Source organism: Stutzerimonas frequens, assembly GCF_024448335.1.
In the GTDB taxonomy this organism is placed as follows: domain Bacteria; phylum Pseudomonadota; class Gammaproteobacteria; order Pseudomonadales; family Pseudomonadaceae; genus Stutzerimonas; species Stutzerimonas frequens.
In genome coordinates this window covers 1-21,729 of sequence record NZ_JAMOHM010000014.1, presented here as the reverse complement: position 1 = coordinate 21,729, position 21,729 = coordinate 1, and the positions used below count along the sequence as shown (strand labels likewise).

Below are 21,729 nucleotides of genomic sequence, written 5' to 3'. Positions count from 1 at the left end.
CTTTCCGAAGGAAAGCTCATGGCTCACCAAGACATTCACGCCCACCGCATCCTGATCCTCGACTTCGGTTCCCAGTACACCCAGCTGATCGCCCGCCGCGTGCGCGAGATCGGCGTGTATTGCGAGCTGCACCCGTGGGACATGAGCGAGGACGATATCCGTGCCTTCGCGCCACGCGGCATCATTCTCGCCGGCGGCCCGGAGTCGGTTCACGAGGAAGGCAGCCCGCGCGCGCCGCAGGCCGTGTTCGATCTCGGTGTGCCGCTGTTCGGCATCTGCTACGGCATGCAGACCATGTCCGAGCAGCTCGGCGGCAAGGTGCAGGGCTCCGATGTTCGCGAGTTCGGCTATGCCCGCGTCGATCTGGTCGGCAAGTCGAAGCTGTTCGACGGCATCGAAGACCACATGGATGACGACGGCGTGTTCGGCCTCGACGTGTGGATGAGCCACGGCGACAAGGTCACCGAGATTCCTACCGGCTTCCACATCCTGGCCAGCACCCCGAGCTGCCCGATCGCCGCCATGGGCGACGATGCCCGTGGCTATTACGGCGTGCAGTTCCACCCGGAAGTGACCCACACCCGCCAGGGCGGTCGCATCCTGTCGCGCTTTATCCTGGAAATCTGCGGCTGCGAAGCGCTGTGGACGCCGTCCAACATCGTCGAGGACGCCATCGCCCAGGTGCGTGCTCAGGTCGGTGATGCCAACGTCCTGCTCGGCCTCTCCGGTGGTGTCGATTCGTCGGTGGTTGCGGCGCTGCTGCACAAGGCGATCGGCGACCAGCTGACCTGCGTCTTCGTCGACAACGGCCTGCTGCGCCTGCACGAGGGCGACCAGGTGATGGCCATGTTCGCCGAGAACATGGGCGTCAAGGTGATCCGTGCCGATGCCGAGGCGCAGTTCCTGGCCAACCTCGAAGGCGAGGCGGATCCGGAGAAGAAGCGCAAGATCATCGGTCGCACCTTCATCGACGTGTTCGATGCCGAGGCCAGCAAGCTGGACAACATCCAGTTCCTCGCCCAGGGCACCATCTATCCCGACGTCATCGAGTCAGCCGGCGCCAAGAGCGGCAAGGCCCATGTGATCAAGTCGCACCACAACGTCGGTGGTCTGCCGGAAGAGATGAACCTCAAGCTGGTCGAGCCGCTGCGTGAGCTGTTCAAGGACGAAGTGCGCAAGATCGGCCTGGAACTCGGTCTGCCCTACGACATGGTCTACCGCCACCCCTTCCCGGGCCCGGGACTGGGCGTGCGCATCCTGGGCGAAGTGAAGAAGGAGTACGCCGATCTGCTGCGTCGCGCCGACCATATCTTCATCGAAGAGCTGCGCAACTTCGACTGGTACCACAAGACCAGTCAGGCCTTCGTGGTGTTCCAGCCGGTGAAATCGGTCGGTGTGGTGGGTGATGGCCGCCGTTACGCCTGGGTTGTCGCGCTGCGCGCGGTGGAGACCATCGACTTCATGACCGCGCGCTGGGCGCACCTGCCATACGAGTTGCTGGAGAAGGTGTCCAACCGCATCATCAACGAAATCGAAGGCATCTCCCGCGTCACCTACGATGTGTCGAGCAAGCCGCCGGCGACCATCGAGTGGGAATGATCGGACGTCTGGAACGAACCGGCACCGATTAGCAAAAAATGCCCTGAAGCCCGCGTAATTGCGGGCTTTTTGGTTTCTGCGTCTGGCAATCACTGGCAGCTTTTTGCATCGCCAAGCAACGATTTTGTATGGCATGGTACAGGGCATTGATCGAGCCCAATGCCATGCTCAGGCCGAGTACCATGCTGAGTTTTTCTCGTGCGGCATGGTATCAAAAACCTATATCCTGCTGATTTTAAAGTATTTTATGTATGCGGAAGATTGGTTTTTGAGCATGGTATTTTTGCAGGAGGATTCTGGAGACCATGCTGACCGATACCAAGCTGCGACACCTCAAACCGAAGGACAAGCTCTACAAAGTGAACGACCGTGACGGCCTCTATGTAGCCGTCACGCCTGCTGGTTCGATCTCGTTCCGGTACAACTACTCGATTCACGGCAGGCAGGAGACCATCACTTTCGGTCGTTATGGTGTCGGCGGAATAAGCTTGGCTGAAGCCCGTGAACGACTGGGCGAGGCGAAGAAATTGATTGCCGCCGGTAAGTCTCCAGCGAAGGAAAAAGCGCGAGATAAGGCGCGAATCAAGGACGCAGAAACCTTTGGTGCCTGGGCCGATAAGTGGCTGCGCGGTTACCAGATGGCGGATAGCACCCGCGATATGCGTCGTTCGGTCTATGAACGCGAGCTGAAACCTCGGTTCGGCAACCAGAAGTTGGTTGAAATTACGCACGAGGACTTAAGAGCCCTTACAGACGCAATTGTTGAGCGTGGGGCACCCGCCACGGCAGTGCATTCGCGGGAGATCGTGTTGCAGGTGTACCGCTGGGCAATTGGACGTGGCCAGAAGGTAGAGAACCCTGCCGATTTGGTGCGTCCTGCGACAATCGCCAGATTCGAGCCGCGTGATCGAGCGCTGACGCCTGACGAAATCGGCTTGATGTACCAATACATGGAGCGTATCGGCACGGCATCTTCGGTGCGAGCGGCGGCCAAACTCCTGCTACTGACCATGGTGCGTAAGAGTGAGCTGACCAATGCAACGTGGAGCGAGGTTAACTTCAGTGAAGCGCTTTGGACGATTCCCAAGGAGAGGATGAAGCGGCGCAATCCACATTTGGTGTTTCTTTCCCGGCAGGCGCTGGACATTTTCATAGCGCTGAAAACCTTCGCAGGCGGTTCGGAATACGTCCTTCCATCGCGCTATGACTCCGACGCGCCTATGAGCAGCGCAACGCTCAATCAGGTGCTGACGTTGACCTACCGTTTAGCCCAGAAAGAGGGGCAATCGCTGGGCAAGTTCGGTCCGCACGATTTGCGCCGCACGGCCAGCACGTTGCTGCATGAGGCGGGATACAACACTGACTGGATCGAGAAATGCTTGGCACACGAGCAGAAAGGTGTACGGGCCGTTTACAACAAGGCTGAGTACCGTGATCAGCGCAGGGCGATGCTTCAGGATTGGGCAGACATGATTGACGAATGGACCATCCGAAAACGCCCCACTAGTGACTGAAACCCCTCCTTGCACTAAGCCCCAGTGAGCATTTTCTACCGGTACGAAAGACTATAGGGTATCCGGATTTTTTGGTTGATTGGCTCATATCATGATGACGGAACCAACCATCAGCTCAGCGGATTACCTGGTTGATGACGACTCTTCTTCACGGCCCCTGCAAGTTTGCAGCAACGCCCAGGTTCGCATGCCGAGATACGCAGTGAGGCTTCGCGATCAACACACCATGCATTCACAATGTCACTGCAAGGTCCGGCATGTCTCTGCTCAGTCCTTACGGCCTGAGCTAGCCCTATACAGCTGTTGTTTGCTCTCCTCGCTGATCCCCGTCAGGATGCCGCAGGCATTGATCTCCCGACCCTCGTTGCAACTCGCCCTCAGTGAAACGAGTTGTTGCTCAAGCGCTTGCAGAGCAGTTATCTGCGACCGCACATGAGAGATGTGGTCATCGAGCATGGCGTTGACGGCGGTACAGGGCTGGCGAGGGTCGTCCTGATAGCTCTGTAGCTCGCGAATCTCTGTCAGTGACAGGTCCAGAATTCGGCAGCGGCGGATAAAGGCAAGCCACTCGCCATGCTTCTCGGTATAGACACGGTAACCATTCTCCTGCCGTTCTGGCGGCGGCAACAGGCCCTGCTGCTCATAGAAGCGGATCGTCTGCGTGTCGATACCCGCTATCTGGGCTAACTGACCAATGCGCATCAGGCTTACTCCTCAACGGATCATCTGTCCCATTGACCTTATAGTAGCTATATAGTTTTTAATACTAGCAATCTATGTTGGTTAACTGGAGCCGTATCGTGAGTAAAGCCTGTGGTGGCCCATGTAGCTGCGATGCAACGCCTGCAGCGGATACCGATATGCCGGTCTCCTCCGAAGCGTCAGGGGAATGGGTCAGCGTGTATGCTGTGCCGAAGATGGATTGTCCCTCAGAAGAACGGATGATCCGCTTGGCGCTGAACGGCTTTGATGAGATTCGAACGCTGTCCTTCGACTTGTCGAACCGCCGATTGGAGGTCGTGCATGACGGCGAGGCTGAGCCCATTACCGCGAAACTGGCGACCTTGGGGCTAGGCGCCTCTCTTCAGGAAACCGTCATTGCCGACCCAGAGACGATCAAGGCCGCTGAGAGCTCGGCAGTCTCTGCTACGCAGGAGTCAGGCACTCTGCGCGTGTTGCTCGGTATCAATGCGATCATGTTCGTGGTGGAAATGACTGCTGGCCTGATCGCCCAGTCTACCGGCCTGATCGCTGATTCCCTGGATATGTTTGCCGATGCAGCCGTCTATGGCCTGGCTCTCTATGCCGTAGGGCGCAGTGCGAAAATGCAGGTACGTGCCGCGCATCTGGCAGGGGTACTGCAACTGATTTTGGCTATCGGCGTACTCGTCGAGGTGGTGCGACGCTTTGTTTTCGGTAGTGAGCCTGAATCGCTGATGATGATGGCGATCGCCTTCGTCGCGTTGATCGCCAATACCGGTTGCCTGCTGTTGATATCCAAGCACCGCGAAGGCGGCGCGCATATGAAGGCAAGCTGGATATTCTCGGCCAATGATGTGGTGATCAACATGGGCGTCATCGCCGCCGGTGCCTTGGTCGCCTGGACGGGGTCCAGCTACCCTGACCTGATTATCGGTACCATCGTGGGCCTGATCGTCCTCAACGGCGCTCGGCGCATCCTGGCGCTCAAGGGGTGAGGCTGCACGGTACGCAGCTATCGATGCCTGGGACACTTGATCGAAGTGGCTGTACAAGCGCGCTAGGCCTGAACGACAGCATATAGCGCGAAGGCTCGGAGCCAGCAAGGTAGCGTATCTAGGAATCAACCAAGGAAGGAAGATGATGGATAGTATCTGGCTGGTACTCGGCCTGGCGCTGTTGCCCGCCTTAGGCAATTTTAGTGGTGGGCTCGCTGCGGAGGCCTCCCGAACTACCGGGCGCCGTCTCAATTACGCCCTTCACGGCGCTGCCGGCCTCGTCATTGCGGTGGTGGCGGTTGAAATCATGCCGCGCGTGCTAGAGAACCTCTCAGCCTGGGTAATCGCCCTCGCTTTCGCGCTGGGCGGCATTGCTTACGTAGGTATCGAGAAGCTCGTTGAGAGTCTCCAGAAGCGACAAGGCCAGCAGGGAGAAGGCGGTCAGACGAGTGTCTGGATGATCTATATCGCCGTATCCATCGACCTGTTCAGCGATGGCCTCCTGATCGGGGCGGGGTCGGCGGTCTCACCGTCGGTCGCGATAATCCTGGCGGCGGGTCAGGTTCTCGCCGATGTTCCTGAGGGCTTTGCGACGATCGCCACCATGAAAGATAAAGGAATCCCTCGTAGCAAGCGGATACTGCTCTCTGCTTCCTTCGCGATTCCTGTGCTCTCGGCAGCCGTCTTTGCTTACTTCGTACTCAGGAACCAGCCGGAGGCATTTAAGCTAGCGGCACTGACGTTCACGGCAGGCCTTCTCACGGTCGCTGCCATCGAAGATATGGTCTCCGAGGCTCACGAGAGCGGTGACGATACGCACATCTCACCGCTGGCTTTCATAGGCGGCTTCGTCCTGTTCGTTCTGGTATCAGCGGGCTTGGAAGGGGTGGTATCGCAAAGCTAACGTACTGCTCCCCAACACAGCCACTGTCGTGCTGGCCGAATACGAAGCAGCTCCCAGCTTACGGCGCACCTAGTCGAGTCCAGAAACATTCACTTTGCCACCCTGGCCAGCCGGCCGAATGAATTGACGCAGCTTGATTAAGCGGAGCAAGAAAGCATGAGCCACAGGGTTGATCCTGGATTCGGAGGCGAGAGAGCATTGGGTGATAAGTGCGCGCTACCCTCTAGCCTATACACGGGCGTGCGCTATAAGCCGCTTCTGACAGGGGGGATGGCTCTACTTGCTGGAGGCGCCATGCCGCTTGCCTTTGCCCCTGTGGGCTGGGCATGGCTTGCGGTGATCGCTCTGGCAACATTTTTTGTCCTGACCGCGCAGTCTTCAAGGCGTCAGGCGCTGTGGTCGGCCTACCTCTTTGGCCTTGGCTACTTCGGCGTGGGTGTCTCCTGGGTCTTTATCAGCATTAGCCAGTACGGCAATGGCCCCGTGGTGGCGGTGTTAGTCACGGCGGCCTTTGTCTCGCTGCTCGCCCTCTTTCCATGGGGCGTCGCGTACCTCGTGCGCTGCCTGCGCCCTGAGATGGATGCAATGGCACTCTGGCTAGGGCTACCTGCGGCATGGGTGCTGAGTGAATGGATGCGCACCTGGTTCTTGACCGGCTTTCCCTGGCTCTTCATTGGCTACAGCCAGACCGACACCACACTTGCCACTATCGCTCCCGTCTTTGGCGTGCTTGGCGTGAGTTTACTGGTGGCACTTCTCGCTGGCGGGCTTGCCTGGGTTGTCCAGGGGCCAAGCCTGCGCCGTGCTGCGGTAGTCGGTGCCGTGTTAGTCGCTACCCTCGCCGGCTTGCAACTGCTGGATCGTGAATGGACGCAGCCAGCCGCTGACCCGATCGATGTCGTCCTCTTGCAAGGAAACATCGCGCAAGACAAGAAATGGGACCCGAGATACCGGGACATCACACTTGAGCGCTATCAGGCGCTTACCGCGCAGCATCTCGGAGCCGATATCGTGATCTGGCCAGAAGCGGCAATCCCGATGTGGCATGACCAGGCCAAAGCATATCTTGCTGAGCTTGAGGCGTTAGCCGATCAGGCAGGCACATCGTTAATGATTGGCGTCCCGGTACGCGAGGCGGAGGGCCGTACCTACAACGCCGTGGTAAGCCTCTCCGATCCCTCAGGCTTCTACTACAAACGCCACCTGGTGCCCTTCGGTGAATATGTTCCGTTTCGGGATCTTTTGGGGTCGGCCCTCGACGTGCTCGGGGCGCCCATGTCCGACTTCACACCGGGACGGGAAGCGCACGTCCTGAATGCAGCAGGGGTGCCCGTAGGGGCACTCATCTGCTACGAGGCGGTCTTTGGTGCCGAAGTCACTGAGCTTCTGCCCGAAGCGCAGTTACTGGTGAATGTCAGCAACGATGCCTGGTTCGGCAGCTCGCTCGGCCCCCTCCAGCATTTCCAGATGGCACGCATGCGTGCCATCGAAACCGGACGTGACCTTCTTCGAGCCACGAACACCGGTATCACAGCAGCCATCAATCATGAGGGCAAAGTGCTCAAGCGTGCTCCGCAGTTCGAAGTGGCCACCCTCAGCGCCGAAGTGACACCGCGAACTGGCGCGCCCCCTTATGTGCGCTGGCGGGATTGGCCTGTCCTTGGCCTGACCGCACTCGGACTCGGCCTGCTCCTGCTCCGTCGAATTCGTCGGCATCATCGGTTGGGTACATGACGCTTGTTATTTAGCAGCGAGCAAATTCTAGATTGGGTCAGGAGGAAGGGGATATGTCTACTTATGGCAGTCGGCTCGCAGAGAAAGCCCACGAGCCGGGAAAGGCGATGCGCTGGCTGTGGCTCTCGCTCCTGTTACTGTTTGTCGATCAGGCGAGCAAGTACCTTGCCAGCACCATGCTAGCGCATGGTGAAAGCGTGCCTGCCGCACCCTTCTTCAATTGGGTCCACCGCCACAATACGGGGGCGGCCTTCAGCTTTCTCGCGGATGTCGGCGGTTGGCAGCAGCCGCTTTTCATCGGACTGGCCCTGGTTATCTCGATATTACTGGTGTACTGGCTTTGGCGTTCACCACGCGTACTGAGTTATCGGCTCGCCCTCAGTGCGATCCTCGGCGGCGCGTTGGGCAATGTCGCAGATCGCTTGCGGTTAGGCTACGTAGAGGATTTTCTCGATTTTCACTATGCCCAGTGGCACTGGCCATCGTTCAACCTAGCGGACGTATGGATCTTCCTCGGTGTCGCCCTCTTTATTTGGGCGGAAATACGACATCAACCAGGCAGCCGCCGCCGCTGAATCGCCTAGCGTCTTCGCTATCGCATGCTTGACTTCCGGAATAGGCGCGTCCTGGGCCTTGATAAGGCGGCACGCCTTCATGAGCCAGCTGTACGTTCCTGATGCACGACTGCTGCCAAGGGCTCTGCTGCATCCTAACCAATCTGGAAGAGCACCCTGCTGGACCTGCTACCCGGTCGTCAGCAAGAGAGGGTGACAAGACGCCTCATGAGCATGGCCAACCGCCACCAGGTCGAGATCGTCAGCATGGACATGTGGAAGCCCTACCGCCGCGCCTTCCAGACGGTGCTGCCACAGGCCCGTATCGTGGTCGATAAGTTCCACGTCGTGCGCATGGCCAACGAGGCCTTAGAGAAGATCCGCAAAGGCCTAAGGAAGGAGTTGAAGCCCAATCAGCGCCGGACCCTCAAAGGTGACCGGAAAATCCTGCTGAAGCGCGCTCACGACGTTTCAGACCGCGAACGGCTCATCATGGAGAACCTGGACAGGAGCATTCCCCCCAGCTCTTGGCGGCTTACGAGCACAAGGAGCGCTTCTACCATATCTGGGACTGTACCAATCGGCGTGGTGCCGAACAGGCTCTCGCCACCTGGATTGACAACATCCCTCAGGGGCAGAAGGAGGTTTGGAAGGATCTCGTCAGCGCCGTCAGTGGCTGGCGTGAAGAGATGCTGACCTACTTTGAGACCGACTCCCGATCACCAACGCTTTCACGTAGTCGATAAACCGCCTAGCCAAGGACAAAAACCGTGATGGCCGGGGCTATTCGTTCGAGGTAATGCGAGCCCGGATGCTCTATACCACCAAGCACAAGAAGAAGGCGCCACAAGTCAAGGAATCCCCGTTTCTGGGCAGAGCCACCATGACCTACAACATGGGACTCCCCGAGCCTGAGAAGAACTTCGGTGTCGATCTATCAACCTTCTGGAAGGACTAAGGGTTGGATGGGGCTGGAAGGCCCATCAACCACTTAATCCGGATACCCAGACTATACAGGTAAATATTTTTTGTCCCGATACTAACGTTTGTGGGACAAGCTCCATGTTCCGGATTCACCTAGAAAAAATAAAAGAAAAACAAGGGAATAGGATAAGTAGGCTGTCCGAAAATTAGACGTTTTCGGGACAGTAACCTACTGATCTATAAAGAGAAAAATAGCCAAACGGTGCTGGAAATTACTGGAAAAACAGGGCAAAAATCCGACCTCGAAAGAAGACAAAGACGAGGTTTCCGGTATGGAGAGGGAAGCGAGGAATACGAACAATGTGCTGATCAGCAAGAAGCAATTGCTGGCCATGATCCCGCTTTGCGAAAGGACGATTTACAACTTTGAGAAAAAAGGGAAGTTTCCGCGTCGCATCGCTCTTAGCAGTCGTAAGGTCGTGTGGAATTTGGCTGAGGTCGAGGCATGGATTGATTCATGCACGCATTCAGGGTCGGCACATCGCCCAGGGATGGGGGGCTGAGCTGTGGCGATTGACTTACGGGCAGCATTCGAGAGCGAGCCACCGACGCTGGACTTTATATGGCCCGGCTTCCTTGCTAGCACTGTAGGAGCGCTGGTTGCTCCGGGCGCTACTGGTAAGAGCTTTTGGGCGCTCGAGGCGGCAATGTCCGTTGCCTGCGGTGCAACCGTTGAAAGTCGAGCGGTCGGTGGCGACCTGGTAGGACTCGCGCCTACTAAAGCCGGCCGTGTTATCTACTTTGCGGGAGAAGACCCAGAATCAGCCCTGATCGGGCGTATTCATGCCATCGGCAAACATTTAGGTCCGCAGGCGCGTGAGGCCATCGCAGATAACCTGCTTATCGAAGCGATATTGGGCAAGCGCTTGAACGTAATGGACGATCGGCACCTTGCCCGTGTCATCGAATACTGTTCGGATTCGCGGCTGATTGTGTTGGACACTTTGAGCCGGATTCACAACCTTGATGAAAACAGCAACGGTGAGATGGCGCAGCTTGTCGCTACGTTAGAGCACGTCGCGGTCAGCACTGGAGCGTCGGTTCTGTACCTTCATCATGTCAGCAAAGGCAGCGCTCGCGATGGGCAGACAGATCAGCAACAGGCAGCACGAGGCGCTTCCGCTCTCGTCGATAATGTTCGGTGGTGCGGATTTGTCGCCAGAATGGCCGACAAAGAAGCCCAGAATCTCACTGAGCATGCCTATGGCGGGCAACCTATCGGAGAAGACCACCGTGGCTTCTTCGTCCGTTTCGGTGTTAACAAACAGAACTATGGCCTCACCTCGAGAGAGCGTTGGTACAAGCAGCACAGTGGCGGCGTATTGCTGCCGGTGGACCTGCTAGACACCAAGCATACCGGCGGGAAGGGGTGGCGCCGTGAGCAAGTTTGATTTGACGCACGCTCGACATGACCCGGCGCACTGCTTGGCGCCGGGCTTGTTTAGGAGCCTCAAGCGGGGGGAGCGCAAACGCAGAAAGCTTGACGTGGTTTATGACTATGGGGACGGTAAACGCATCGAGTTTAGTGGCCCAGAACCACTTGGCGTAGACGACCTTCGTATCTTGCAGGGCTTGGTGGCGATGGCTGGTCCTTCAGGCCTTATCCTGTCTCCGGACCCACAGACCGAAGCTGGCCAGCGACTTCGCGAATTCCTTGAGCCGAAATGGGAAGCTATTCAGAACGATGCGATGGTAGTCAAAGGCAGCTATCGGTCGCTGGCACGCGAGGTAGGCTATGCCAACATCGAAGATACTAGACCCGTCCGCGATTGTATCGAGAGGCTATGGAAAGTTTCAGTCATTGCCCAGGTCGGCCGAAAACGACAGGGTTTTCGCATGCTGTCTGAATACAGAAGAGATGAGTTTCAAGGCAAATTGTATGTAGCGTTAAATCCAATGATTGCTCGCGCAGTGATGGGCGGGCAGCACGTTCGCATAGATATGGCCGAGGTGAGGGTTCTGCGGACCGATCCTGCCAGGCTGATTCATCAACGACTATGCGGTTTCATCGACCCAGGTAGGTCCCGGCGGGTTGAGTTAGACACGCTTTGCGGCTACATCTGGCCAGACGAAGCGAAGAATGCCAACACTGTAAAAGCACGCCGCCAAAAAGCGCGCAACGCGTTAGGCGAGCTCGCTGCAGTCGGCTGGACGTTGAGCGAATACGTCAAAGGGAAGTGGTTAATCGAGCGTCCCAAAGCGTCCAAAATCAACGTTAGCACCACGTTAACGACACCAGGCCCCCACGTTTTCGACATCCATAGCCCACGTTAACGGCATCCAGACAGATGCCCGACCTTCCCCCGAGCCGCGGCTTAGCAGCCAGCCTTCACCGTCGATCCAAGATTCTCCATGAATCTCTACCCTGCGCGCTGAGCGCCGCGCCTTTGGGCGCTGCGCATGCTTGCTTGGTGGCCTACGGCCTGACACCAAAAGGAAAGGGCTACCACAACGGGAGCGGAAACCCACCGGAGGTGTGAGGGCTGCGCATTATTGGAAATCGCTAGCGCGATGGTGGTGGGTAATAGACGGAGTGGCGGACATCAACACAAACAGCTCTTTCACTAGGCAGCTTGGATCTCCAGGCTGCTGCTAGCCCGGTTCCGGGCTTCTATAGGCAGCGGCTCCACCCAAGGTGCGCTCCGCCACAACCGATCCGTGCTCATAGCACTCTCTTTCCGGTGTGTAATAGACGGAGGAAAATGAGATAGGTAAACAAAACCCCGCACTCAGGCGGGGTTGCTGAGAGGCGGACCAGTGATCAGCGATTCGCGCGCTTCTGCGCGTCCTGCGCGGCTTGGACGGCCGTTAGCACTTGCAGGTTCAGGGCAGCGTTATTTTTGCTGCCCAGCAACGGTATGCGATTTAGAGTCTGTGCTCCTGTAAACATGTGATAGGACGCTGATAGGGCGAGCGGGCTGACTCGAAGCTGTAAGGCTGTGTAATGGCGATCCAGCCAATCGAGCTTTGGCCCGTAGCCCTTGCTGCGTAGCCACCGGCCGAGCGCCCACATACCGATGGAAAATGTTGAAGCGAATACTACAAATCCAGCGAACATCAGAATGTCGATCATGGTTATTTCTCCGGTTGGTCAGTATTCGAGGCCATACCTGGCACGTTCAGCGAGGCAAGCTGAGCATCATTAGAGCTTTCGTATGCGGCAGGGCGGATGACGTTATCTTCTGCTTGCCCTGCTTCCGCATCTGGTTCTGCGGGGTTAGCTGGATCGATCGAAGTGGAGGTGTCCTGAACAGAAGATCCTGCGCCTAGAGACAAAGCGTGCGCGTTCTCCATGCCCGGCACACCCATCGAGGCCATCACGCCGAGCACCTTCGCCGCGCCATTTGCCGCTTGGTGGGCGACGAGGCCAGAGCTGATTGCTCTTCCTTTTGGTGCCGCTTGTTGCTCTGAATTGTTGCTGCCGTGCTCGGCCTTTGCAGCTTGCTTAGCGGCATGCTGTACGCCGCTGTTGGGCTGCTTTTCCGTGGCGCTTGGCATTTTAGACGCTGAGCTGCCGCCTACTCGGGCACCGCTCGGCGACGCGCTCTTGGCAGTAGCTTGGCCGCCAGTGCTAGCGCCGAGGCCAGATGCCGCGCTATTACCGGTGGCCGCCGCAGCGGGCGCACCGCCTCCGGCAAAGCTGGAATTGGTCGCACTCGCTAGGCCCCCGGCGCCAAGTCCACTGGCACCCGATGCGGCTGTGCCACCAGAACGGGTCGCGCCAAGCGCGCTGGCAGCAGCCGGAGCGGCCGCCCCGGCTGTGGCGATAGTTGCTACAGCGGCTGCGGCGCCGGCAGCACCGGCCGCCGCCATACCGCCAATGGCCGAGCCGCCGCCCATCGATGTGCCGCTGATCATTCCGCCGATCAGTTCAGGGATCGTCTTTGTCAGGTATGCACATACCAGAGCAAGGCCTGCCAACGTCATCAAAGATGCTTCGTCGTTGGTATAGGCCGCTAACCATGACTTCGCAGACGAGACGATGATTCCTACGATTAGCGTCAAAACGAACAACTTGGCTCCTACCGCAATAACGAAGCGGAGCGGGGCGATTGCAAAATCACGTGTCCATTGCGAACCACCAAAACCGAAGAACAGCACGGACGCGTTGATGATTACGTACGACTCCACGAGCGTCACAAACATGAACGCCGCGATAAATGCGAAGCACAGAAGAACCAAGCAGCCCACAAGTGCGATGAGGACCGCTTTCCCCGGAGAAAAAACTGAGATTCCCTCTACTATGGTGCGCGAGAAATCGACAGCTACGGCGAACATATCACCCGGTTGAAGCGCACGACCCAAACCGCTAGCGGTGCCCGCTGCCTCGCGGAAACTATCTACTATCGCCGTCGCCCAAGGGACGGAATGCTGAATTACCGCGTAGAAAAAACCGATCACCATGAAGAAACGGATCAACTCAGCGAGAATCTCGCCGAGGTCCGCTTGCTTCATGGCCAACGGGATGAACGTCCACACCAATTGGATGAGCGCAAGAGACCCCAGCAGCGTGAGGGCGTAGCCCTGTAGCCGGGGCGACCATTCGTTTGCGGCGCCATAGAGCATCCGCAAGAGCCCGTTCATTTCATTACCTTGGGTTATGTCACCTGCGGCCGCAGCAGTGCCGGCCCATAGCAAGAATGCAGCACCAGAAAGTGCGAGCAGTGCCGTGCGTTGCATAGTCAGAAGTCCTCAGAAGGTCCCCAATTGTTTTTCCGGGCTTCGAATTTCCTGTCGGCATCCGGCGTAGCCTGCTGAGCAGTCATGCAGTCGGTGCTAACCGGAATAACGAATCCGGATACAGCGGCACCACCCAGAGCAGAAGTGATGCACAGCACAGCGATAAAGCTCTTATGTTTCAACATGGTCAGAAATCCTCCGAAGGGCCCCAGTTATTTTCCCGGGCCTCGAATTGCTGTTCGGCGGCTTCGCTAGCGGCCTTCCGGTCGTCTGCCTGAGCCATGTAATTGCCCTGCATGTTGATTTGCGTCGCTAAAAGGTCCCGTAGCTTCTGCAGTTGCTGCACGTTCTGCGAAGCGATCTCGTTACCCGCCTGAATGGCTTGCATCCGTCCCACGGCAGATTGTGAGCGAGCCACCATGCGGTCTAGCCGGACGTCTTCCGACTCAAATGTACTCGTGTTGAGGTTCGCTGCTTCGAGTGCTGTTTTTACGTTGTCTCGACCTTGCGCCGACCATTTCTGGTAGCGATCCCGTGCCGAGACCTCTGCCGAGTTCGCAGCCTGACTCAGGTAGAACTCGAAACCTGGGAAAGCCGCGTTAAATTGCGAATCCATATTCTGGATTTGGCGACCTATCGCTTGCGAGCGTTTATAGAGGCTAACGACAGATCCAAGGTCGGCCGCGATGCTGCTAAACATTGACCTCGGCAAGGCGGTGCCCTGAATGACCATGTTCTGGTATTGCCGGATTTGAGTTTGAAGCGACTCAGCAGTGTTTAAAGCGGTGTTTACCGCTTCGGCATACTCGAACATTTGCTGATAGAAGGTTGAGCAATTTGAGCAGTAGATCGCGTAAGCAGGAGTCGGCGTAACGAAAGTTACACCTCCTGAGGCTATGGCTCCGCTCGTTACGATGCTGATAATGCCTTTGCGGACAGATACCGACGCGCTCCGATAACGCGAATTACGTGGATTAGACGTCATGTCGCAGCCTCTGTTTTTGGATATTCCGAGATCCATTATTGTGGGTCGTTAGAGATATTGGAATATGCGGATAGAATTCTATCCGTTAGAGCGCTGTTCCGTTGTCCGGAAACTGTCCGTAAATCATTTTGAATAGATTGAACGAGTGCCGCTAGATTCCTGGCTTGCGTTAAAGGGATATTGTCCGTCTTCTAACGGTTGGCGGACAAAAAAGCCCACCTAAGTGGGCTTCAAGCTCGCATAGAAAAGACTTTAGTTAATGCGAAAAAAGTAGGGGTTTGTAGATCGATATACGTCGCGCTCAGCCTCCGGGATGTGCAAAGCCTCTAGGTGCCATTCTTCCAAAGCCGAAGCCAGCTCAGCGGCAATGCGTTGGGCTGCTTGAATGTCGTTGCAAGGCCTTAAGCTGGCCCGCCCCAGGCAGGCTTGGAGTTCGTTGAGTTCATTAGCCATTGCGCTGATGCGGCGAGCTGTCTTCATCATCATTCCTCTCTGCTGATTCGCTCCACAATTCTGCCGAATTCTTCACGGATTCTCTCGTCCGTCAATTGAAGATTAATCAGTCCTGACTTAATTGCAATTCGGGCAATTCTCTCTGCCGCTTCATTGTCAAGTTTCGCCAATTTTGCTTTTGCGGTCTCTAGCTCAAGAACAGCGTCAGAGCGCCGATCCAATAAAGTTTTTCGTGCCATAGCGTGACCCGTCTGATTCGGTGGTGGTGTGGTTAGTCATTCCAACCGCGCATCGTGCGATTCGATTATTAAATTAACAGGATCTAATAAGTTCGGGTATTAGCACTTAATTAACGCGAATCTATGCGATTGAATGCGACAGTGCGCGAGGCTATGCGACGCTATGCGATCCTGCGCGACACTATGCGAATGTACGCGATTTTGAATTGAATATTTTAAGTTGCGCTTTTCATCGCCTAGTATCGCGTTAGTATGGCTGGCAAGATGTGTGTTGTAGGCCTACGCTACTTCGTAGCTAGGGCCTCCACCACCGCCCCTTACTCGCCTGCGGCTCGACAGTATCTTGCTCTGCGAGGCAGACAGTCGCTGCCGCGACCTGATACGGAAGCCTGATCGGCACCAAAGGAAAAGCGCGCTGCTGCCCCACCTGGATGGCGCTCCGGCATGAGCGAGAGACGAATGGCAGAGAAGAAAAAGACGACCTATGGCACCCGGCCCCGGAACGAATACATTAAGGTATTCGTGACGGAGATAAGCACGTTGAGCTGGTAAAGCGTGCCGCGCAAGCGGGCATGTCTCAGTCAGCGTTCCTGCGAGCTGTTGGTTTGAATCAGCCAATCCGGTCGATTGTTGACCTGCAAGCTATTGCAGACTTGGGTAAGATCAATGGAGACCTTGGGCGGGTCGCTGGCCTTTTGAAACTTTTGCTATCAGCCGGACCTGTGAGGGGCGGAGGGCCGATTGATGTGGAGACCCTTATGGTTAGTTTTAGACGACTTCAGACCCGGCTCTGTGAACAGATGGGGGAAATATTAAAGACTCATAAATGACATAGTTCAGGCTGGAGGGACTTGCTTAACACAAGTTTAGAGCTAGCAGGAGGAATGCAGATGAAGGATGTTTCTCATGTCCACGCTATGGCTAGAGTGTTTCGTGCTGACCCTGGTTACGCCGCAGAGCTATTCAACGAGGTGCTTCGGAATGGCCAACTGGATGAAATTATTAACGTTGTAAGATATATAGAAATTGCATTCGCTAACTCGGCGGTGAAAGATGAGTTGTTAAGGTGATGAGCGTCTAAATGTATAGGCGCAGTGTTTATACTGGCCTATACTGGAAGTTGGAATTAGGCGTTAAGCGCTTTTTTTAGAAGGTCGTAAATGACGTCTTCTTCAAATTGTGTCTTGAACTCAACGTTTATATCTTTGGTTATTTTGCTGAACAACTCTTTTGCATGCTCAATTTTTCGTTCTTCCTCTTTTCTTAACTGGTCATTCCCATTAACATTCTTTGTTTCAATAATGAAATTTAAATATTCACCGTTCGCAGTTTTGACTACGTAAGCAAAATCTGGAGAGTAGGTGTATCCGCCAGAAACGGGTATTTTGATTGAGTTTTTTGGTATTTTAGTGAATACAACCACGCTCTCAATTTCATGGTAAGTAATATTAAGCTTTTCGAGTTCGGAGTCGTAGAAAGCATTTTCAAAAAGATAGCTGTCTAACGGTCTGAGCGAATTATCACTCAGAACCCCTAAGTCCGAAGCATTTACCTCAGAGAAAGGATCTCCCGTGGTATCGGTGAACTTCGTCGGGTGGACGGAGTTCGAAATAATATTGTATCCAAGTTCAAATTTTGCAAACGAGTTGAGGAGCAAGAACTTGTTAAATCCTGACTTTATTTTTCTTATTGTGTGAATGTTAAGAAATTCAGTTATGTCAAATACATTTTGCGTTTCAGTAAAGGCTCTGTGCAGCGTGGAGCGTTTAATGAAGGTGGTCTCCGCTAGCCGGTTGACAAACTCTTTGTAATTCATGGTGCTTAACCTTGCAAAGTCGTCGTCGTCCCCAAAGACTGATTTCGACATTGCAGTGTCATTATGAATATACAACTTCTCAATTCGGGTTTGAATGCCAGTTTTTCGGAATCTAAAGGAGTCCTGTTGTAGATATGCTTTAAATAGATGAAAGAATTCATCTTCATTTGCAATTTTATATTCTAAGATCGCTTTTCGGTTAATGATTTCCCAAAGAGTTCGAAGCTCTTCAAACTTCCCTTCACGCATTTTTACGCGGGTTTTGGATAGGCTGGCAGATTTGATTTTATTAGGTTTCAAACCTGCTGGGAATGCATTAGGGTATTCATCTCTAAATCGATTATAGGCATCGATGCCAGTGAAGTTTTCGTTTTCGTCAATTATGCCCTTCTGCACCAAATTCATCATGATTTTAAGCCATGATAGAGCAGGGTAGGCGGCAGCCACCATTGCTTTTATTTCTGGGGTCAGCTTAGCAGGAGCCTCAGGCTTATAGGACGTCGTATTGATTTCCTCAATTAGTGAAGAAACAAAATCTTTCTCGGTGAAGTCTACAAAGTAATTGAGCGTGAACGGGCGGTCGTTTACACGTGCCATATACTCGTTCACTGGAAGGCGGAGACCTCTTCCCACTTCCTGCAGCTTTGAGGTGTTACTACCGCTCGATCGCAGCTTGCATATGTTAAATATGTTAGGATTGTCCCACCCTTCACGAAGGGTCCACTTTGAGAAAATGAAGCGTCTAGGATTATCTAACGACAGAAGAAGTTCTTTGTCATGTAGGATCTCGTTAACTTCTTGTTCAATTTTCTCATCGCTTTCACTGTTATCCTTGGAAAAGTAGCCGCCATGAATATTGCTGATGTCTGATATCGTCTTCTCTAGATATTTTCTGTAGAATGCATCTTTTTCGTTTTTCAAGAGTTCTTTTGCTTCTGCGAGTGCATACTCTTCGAAAACAGACTTTAGGCTGCCGGAGATATTATTTCCGTCTCTATATCCCTCGATGTCATCGATGAAAAAGAGGGTGAGTGGTTTAATTCGCGGGCGTTGCGTGAGCATTTCTCGTTCCAGTTTGAAATGCTCTTTAATCGCTCGGCGGATCATGTTGTTCTCGAGCGTGTCCGAGTAAGAATACGGATTTATTGATTTGCCGACTCTAAGTTCAATTCCGTTGCTCAGCACGACCATCTTAGTATTCATCGACTCAATATACAGGTCGTGAATCACCGGATGCGTCTTTGCAAGAGACTCACCTTTGCTTAACTTGAAGGTTTTTTTCAAGCCGCTTTCGTTAAGCTCAAATACTGCCTCTTTCGTGGTTGTCTGTTTGAGAGTAAGGCTTGCATAGTCATCCCCGACCATGTCTTCTATGAAAGCACTTATCCCTTTAACCAAGTCATTATTGAAAGCATCGACCGCAGTCAGGCGATAGACTAGATTATAATATTGCTCGTTGAATGTCGCGCCATAGCGAATCACTGCTTGTGCGTTGAATTTAGCGATGTTTTCCCAAGTTTTTTTGCCAGCCGGAAATTTATGTGGCTCATCAACTACTATTATAGGCTTAACCGCGCTTATTGCATCAACAGGAGTGTTGTATCTATTGTCCAGTAAACCTCGGTCATAGGTGTCTGTCAATGACGGGGAATTGATCATTCCTGAATTAATTATAAGTACGTGTATGTATTTTTTATTATAATTAGTGGCTTCAACGAAGTCATAGATTGCTTGTGGCATATAAGACTTGGTGTTTTTCTTGACGCTCTTCTTGCTCTCAACTACATATAGCTTTATTTCTTTTCCGGTTTCGCGGAAATGTTCTTTCAAAGCTTCGCTTTTCAAAAAGTTTACTGTGCCAGCCTTAATCGAAAGCGTTGGTACGGCAACAATAAATTTGTTTAGTTGATAGGCTTTATTCAGCTCAAATATGGTTTTTGTATAAGTGTATGTTTTGCCTGTACCTGTTTCCATAGATACGTCAATAACACGTGTATTTTCGTCGTAATGAGCTTTTATTCTTTCAATATTGTTGTGCTCTTGGACAGCTTTGACATTTTCGGCGTACTGTTTCTTGTCAAGCTTTAATTCGGGGTTTGCCAGGAGACGCACACCAGCGTCCGATGAGTGTCCAAGCGTTGCTCCCCTGTAAATCTCAAGGACTGCATCGACTCCCGCAGTTTGATGGGGGAGGTTTTTCTCGAATGTAAATCCCTTGGCCATTAGTTTCGCACCACAATATCTATTTCAATGGACTTTTTATTGGAGTAGCTTCTTAGGGCCTCATTAAGTTCCATTTGTTTGACGCTGTCAAAGTTGTTAGCAAAGTATATTATTTTGTTCGGATCAAAATTTTGATCGTTGGTGTCGTCAAGCTTTAGGATTAGTGCTTTCAGAGCCTCAGTGGTGAAGCCCGAGTCTATAAGATAAAGACGTCTATCACAGAGGTGAGCCTTATAGCCGTTTAAGTCAACTTCATGCATTGGCGAAGTAAGCTCGCTTCCGTCATACAATGCCCATGTAGTGAGAAGAGTGTTGTACTGATGCTTGTTGAGTAATACATCGTCAAACATTGTAAGATTTGAAAGCGTGAGCTCCTGATTCTCGTCAGTTACTCTGAAGTCTTCAGTAATCTCAAATATCTTAAACCCGAGGTCGCCTTGATATTCGGGGTTTTTCTGCCTAAGAGTATTTGCCGCCTCTATAATTCTGTCTTTGGTGATATCAAATATTGATGTGTACCCTTTCTCATAGGCGACTGAGTCGGCATCGGTAAGTTCTGGTAGCTGCACCAATATGAAGCTACGATTTTCTTCTCGCTTGATGTTGGTCTCAAAAACTGCATGTGCAGTGGTTCCAGATCCTGCAAAAAAATCCAAAATTATATCGTTGGCATTAGAGCCCAGAAGAATAGTCTTACTTATCAAGTCGACAGATTTCGGATTGGTGAAGACTTTTGAGCCGCCGAATAAAGCGCTCACCTCTTTGGTGGCTTTTTTATTACCTGCCTCAGCAGTCCATAGATCAGACACTTCTCGTCCATCTTCATTCAAGTAATGCTTTTGGTATATTTGCCATTTTTCAATTTCTGCTTTCTTTACTTTTCTCCAAACGATCTCATTGGCTTTTAGTAGTTCTTTGTATGTATCGTAACCACAAACCCATCTGCTTTCCCATCCTTCAGGGGCAAGTGGATAGACCTCTTCGCCATCAGGATTGATTACAGGGTAAAACATGCTGGGACGATCTTCGCGTCTGTTTTCTCCGCCGGTGCGCCTTAAAGAGCGAAGTAGATACTTACCTTTTTCGTCTTCTTCGTTGTATATCTCAGTCTGCTCAGGAGTCATTAGCAATTTGTTAAGCGTACCTGCATCTGACTTCGCGTAGACTACTAGGTAATCAAGTTCTCTAGCTACGCCTCTGCTGCCAGAACCCATACGGGTTCCGGTCGAGCGGGAGATAATGCCAATGAAGTTATGCTCACCAAATATCTCGTCACACACCAATCGGAGCTGCGCTAATTCATTATCGTCAATCGATATAAATATAATACCGTCGTCGGTAAGCAATTCTTTGCTGACGTAAAGCCTTGGGTATATGAATGTCAACCAAGCGCTATGACTACTAGAACCTTTGTCAGTGAAACTGAGGATACGCTCAGCTTCTTCCAGATCTAACCCGGCGAGGTCGCAGAGCTGTTCTGCGGTAAATTTTCGATCGTCATGGTACACGAACCCGTCTGACCCGGTATTATATGGCGGGTCAATATAGATCATCTTGATCTTCTCGCTGTACGCGTTGATTAGATGCTTGAGAACTTCGAGGTTGTCACCTTTTATGAGCAGGTTTTTGCTATTTTTGTGTGGTGCTTCGCTATTGTGTTCGTTATCAGCGTTGATAAGGGATTTAGGTGGGAGGTTCGCGAGCAGGCGGGCATACGACTTGCCAAGCCAGTTAAGGCTGTAGCTTTCTTTTGATAAGTCGATATCACTGCTCTGTACGATTTCAAGGAGACGCTCTTGGATAAGGTTTCCTTTCATGTCAAAGCAGTTGGGCAGCAATTTCTTGAGAGCTTTCAGTTGTTTGCTATTTGTGGTTTCAATTTCAGAATAGAGAGTTTCTTTTTGAATCTTCACTTTTAATCTCAATTGCTTTCGGCTAGTTGGACGGCTGACTAATTTCAATCGACGCTTCTGTTAGTCCGATCCGTAGTAGCTCGGATAATGCACCATCTACGCTTTTAAAAATTCTGGCTTCATAAGGTTGCCTAGAACTACTCAGTACTAGCGGTTCGCCTTTCCAATCAGTGCCACGGAAAATCACGGTGTACGCCCCTTTTTTGCCACAAATATGGGCTTGTTTCAGCATGCCGCTCTTAACCCTCTCTTTCGCCATAGAGCTTAAGATGCAGTTGCCGCCATTCAGACCTGAAATCATGCCGCCTCTCCGAAATTCGATATCGATACAATATCAAATCTTGTTGCAAGAACCAATTTCGTTGATTGGCCATCCGATACTGATTGCTCTCAGTCAGCGTTGTGTGAACACCGAAAGTGCCCCTCAGTGCGGG

21 protein-coding genes and 1 pseudogene are annotated in these 21,729 nt (G+C 53.1%); 12 read left to right on the top strand and 10 right to left on the bottom strand.

Annotated elements, in window-relative coordinates; all coding sequences use genetic code 11:
- Nucleotides 1-18 precede the first annotated feature (18 nt).
- Together guaA and NAO55_RS17135 are read left to right on the top strand one after the other, a co-directional pair.
- On the top strand, nucleotides 19-1,599 hold the full coding sequence (gene guaA, locus NAO55_RS17140) for a glutamine-hydrolyzing GMP synthase (protein WP_020307002.1): 1,581 nt from the start codon (nucleotides 19-21) through the stop codon (nucleotides 1,597-1,599).
- A 305-nt stretch (nucleotides 1,600-1,904) separates the two neighbouring features.
- On the top strand, nucleotides 1,905-3,113 hold the full coding sequence (locus tag NAO55_RS17135; RefSeq protein WP_102839859.1) for a tyrosine-type recombinase/integrase: 1,209 nt from the start codon (nucleotides 1,905-1,907) through the stop codon (nucleotides 3,111-3,113).
- Nucleotides 3,114-3,380: 267 nt separating this feature from the next.
- Here the strand turns inward: NAO55_RS17135 and cadR are convergent, their stop codons facing one another.
- Entirely contained in the window at nucleotides 3,381-3,815 is a 435-nt protein-coding gene (cadR, locus tag NAO55_RS17130; RefSeq protein ID WP_008175821.1) for a Cd(II)/Pb(II)-responsive transcriptional regulator, read from the bottom strand.
- A gap of 98 nt (nucleotides 3,816-3,913) precedes the next feature.
- Here cadR and NAO55_RS17125 point away from each other — a divergent pair, with 98 nt between their 5' ends.
- The 8 genes and pseudogenes from NAO55_RS17125 (at nucleotide 3,914) to repC (ending at nucleotide 11,260) form a co-directional block, all read left to right on the top strand.
- Entirely contained in the window at nucleotides 3,914-4,810 is an 897-nt protein-coding gene (locus NAO55_RS17125; RefSeq protein ID WP_008928737.1) for a cation efflux transmembrane domain-containing protein, read from the top strand.
- Between the two features lie 142 nt (nucleotides 4,811-4,952).
- Nucleotides 4,953-5,714 (top strand): ZIP family metal transporter, encoded by a 762-nt coding sequence (locus NAO55_RS17120; RefSeq protein WP_009686175.1) that lies wholly within the window; start codon nucleotides 4,953-4,955, stop codon nucleotides 5,712-5,714.
- A 294-nt stretch (nucleotides 5,715-6,008) separates the two neighbouring features.
- Nucleotides 6,009-7,448, top strand: a complete 1,440-nt coding sequence (gene lnt / locus NAO55_RS17115; protein WP_009686176.1) for an apolipoprotein N-acyltransferase — start codon at nucleotides 6,009-6,011, stop codon at nucleotides 7,446-7,448.
- 53 nt (nucleotides 7,449-7,501) lie between these two features.
- The gene (gene lspA / locus NAO55_RS17110) at nucleotides 7,502-8,023 is read left to right on the top strand and encodes a signal peptidase II (RefSeq protein WP_008930575.1); all 522 of its coding nucleotides are present in this window, start codon (nucleotides 7,502-7,504) and stop codon (nucleotides 8,021-8,023) included.
- 128 nt (nucleotides 8,024-8,151) lie between these two features.
- Nucleotides 8,152-8,960 (top strand): annotated as a pseudogene (locus NAO55_RS17105) (ISL3 family transposase); the annotation flags it as partial.
- Between the two features lie 298 nt (nucleotides 8,961-9,258).
- Nucleotides 9,259-9,489: a helix-turn-helix transcriptional regulator gene (locus tag NAO55_RS17100; RefSeq protein WP_102839860.1), complete on the top strand. Its 231-nt coding sequence runs from the start codon at nucleotides 9,259-9,261 to the stop codon at nucleotides 9,487-9,489.
- A gap of 3 nt (nucleotides 9,490-9,492) precedes the next feature.
- Complete coding sequence (locus tag NAO55_RS17095) at nucleotides 9,493-10,377, top strand: helicase RepA family protein (protein ID WP_102839861.1); 885 nt, start codon at nucleotides 9,493-9,495, stop codon at nucleotides 10,375-10,377.
- Nucleotides 10,364-11,260 (top strand): replication protein C, IncQ-type, encoded by an 897-nt coding sequence (gene repC, locus NAO55_RS17090; RefSeq protein ID WP_102839862.1) that lies wholly within the window; start codon nucleotides 10,364-10,366, stop codon nucleotides 11,258-11,260. Before NAO55_RS17095 ends, repC begins: the two co-directional genes overlap by 14 nt.
- Nucleotides 11,261-11,747: 487 nt before the next feature.
- On the opposite strand, the gene NAO55_RS17085 is transcribed toward repC, so the two are convergent.
- The 6 genes from NAO55_RS17085 to NAO55_RS17060 form a co-directional block, all read right to left on the bottom strand.
- Nucleotides 11,748-12,059 (bottom strand): hypothetical protein, encoded by a 312-nt coding sequence (locus NAO55_RS17085; RefSeq protein WP_102839863.1) that lies wholly within the window; start codon nucleotides 12,057-12,059, stop codon nucleotides 11,748-11,750.
- A 2-nt stretch (nucleotides 12,060-12,061) separates the two neighbouring features.
- Entirely contained in the window at nucleotides 12,062-13,666 is a 1,605-nt protein-coding gene (gene trbL / locus NAO55_RS17080) for a P-type conjugative transfer protein TrbL (RefSeq protein WP_102839864.1), read from the bottom strand.
- Nucleotides 13,667-13,668: 2 nt separating this feature from the next.
- Nucleotides 13,669-13,851, bottom strand: a complete 183-nt coding sequence (locus tag NAO55_RS17075; protein ID WP_102839865.1) for a hypothetical protein — start codon at nucleotides 13,849-13,851, stop codon at nucleotides 13,669-13,671.
- A gap of 2 nt (nucleotides 13,852-13,853) precedes the next feature.
- A complete protein-coding gene (gene trbJ, locus NAO55_RS17070; RefSeq protein ID WP_232244565.1) occupies nucleotides 13,854-14,687 on the bottom strand; it encodes a P-type conjugative transfer protein TrbJ in 834 nt (277 codons plus the stop codon).
- Between the two features lie 216 nt (nucleotides 14,688-14,903).
- Nucleotides 14,904-15,137 (bottom strand): hypothetical protein, encoded by a 234-nt coding sequence (locus tag NAO55_RS17065; protein WP_232244564.1) that lies wholly within the window; start codon nucleotides 15,135-15,137, stop codon nucleotides 14,904-14,906.
- Nucleotides 15,134-15,343: a TraC family protein gene (locus tag NAO55_RS17060; RefSeq protein ID WP_102839868.1), complete on the bottom strand. Its 210-nt coding sequence runs from the start codon at nucleotides 15,341-15,343 to the stop codon at nucleotides 15,134-15,136. Before NAO55_RS17060 ends, NAO55_RS17065 begins: the two co-directional genes overlap by 4 nt.
- Before the next feature lie 572 nt (nucleotides 15,344-15,915).
- Here NAO55_RS17060 and NAO55_RS17055 point away from each other — a divergent pair.
- Together NAO55_RS17055 and NAO55_RS17050 are read left to right on the top strand one after the other, a co-directional pair.
- Nucleotides 15,916-16,173 carry a plasmid mobilization protein gene (locus NAO55_RS17055; RefSeq protein WP_439794659.1) on the top strand — a complete coding sequence of 86 codons (258 nt, stop codon included), beginning with the start codon at nucleotides 15,916-15,918 and terminating at the stop codon, nucleotides 16,171-16,173.
- Nucleotides 16,174-16,233: 60 nt separating this feature from the next.
- Nucleotides 16,234-16,413, top strand: coding sequence for a hypothetical protein (locus NAO55_RS17050; RefSeq protein WP_102839869.1), 180 nt, complete (start codon nucleotides 16,234-16,236; stop codon nucleotides 16,411-16,413).
- Nucleotides 16,414-16,469: 56 nt separating this feature from the next.
- On the opposite strand, the gene NAO55_RS17045 is transcribed toward NAO55_RS17050, so the two are convergent.
- Genes NAO55_RS17045 through NAO55_RS17035 form a run of 3 tightly spaced genes read right to left on the bottom strand, consistent with a single transcriptional unit; the run spans nucleotide 16,470 to nucleotide 21,596 of the window.
- Nucleotides 16,470-19,382 (bottom strand): type III restriction-modification system endonuclease, encoded by a 2,913-nt coding sequence (locus NAO55_RS17045; protein ID WP_102839870.1) that lies wholly within the window; start codon nucleotides 19,380-19,382, stop codon nucleotides 16,470-16,472.
- A complete protein-coding gene (locus NAO55_RS17040) occupies nucleotides 19,382-21,343 on the bottom strand; it encodes a site-specific DNA-methyltransferase (RefSeq protein WP_219725462.1) in 1,962 nt (653 codons plus the stop codon). Before NAO55_RS17040 ends, NAO55_RS17045 begins: the two co-directional genes overlap by 1 nt.
- On the bottom strand, nucleotides 21,318-21,596 hold the full coding sequence (locus tag NAO55_RS17035) for a hypothetical protein (protein WP_197932483.1): 279 nt from the start codon (nucleotides 21,594-21,596) through the stop codon (nucleotides 21,318-21,320). Before NAO55_RS17035 ends, NAO55_RS17040 begins: the two co-directional genes overlap by 26 nt.
- Between the last annotated feature and the right edge of the window lie 133 nt (nucleotides 21,597-21,729).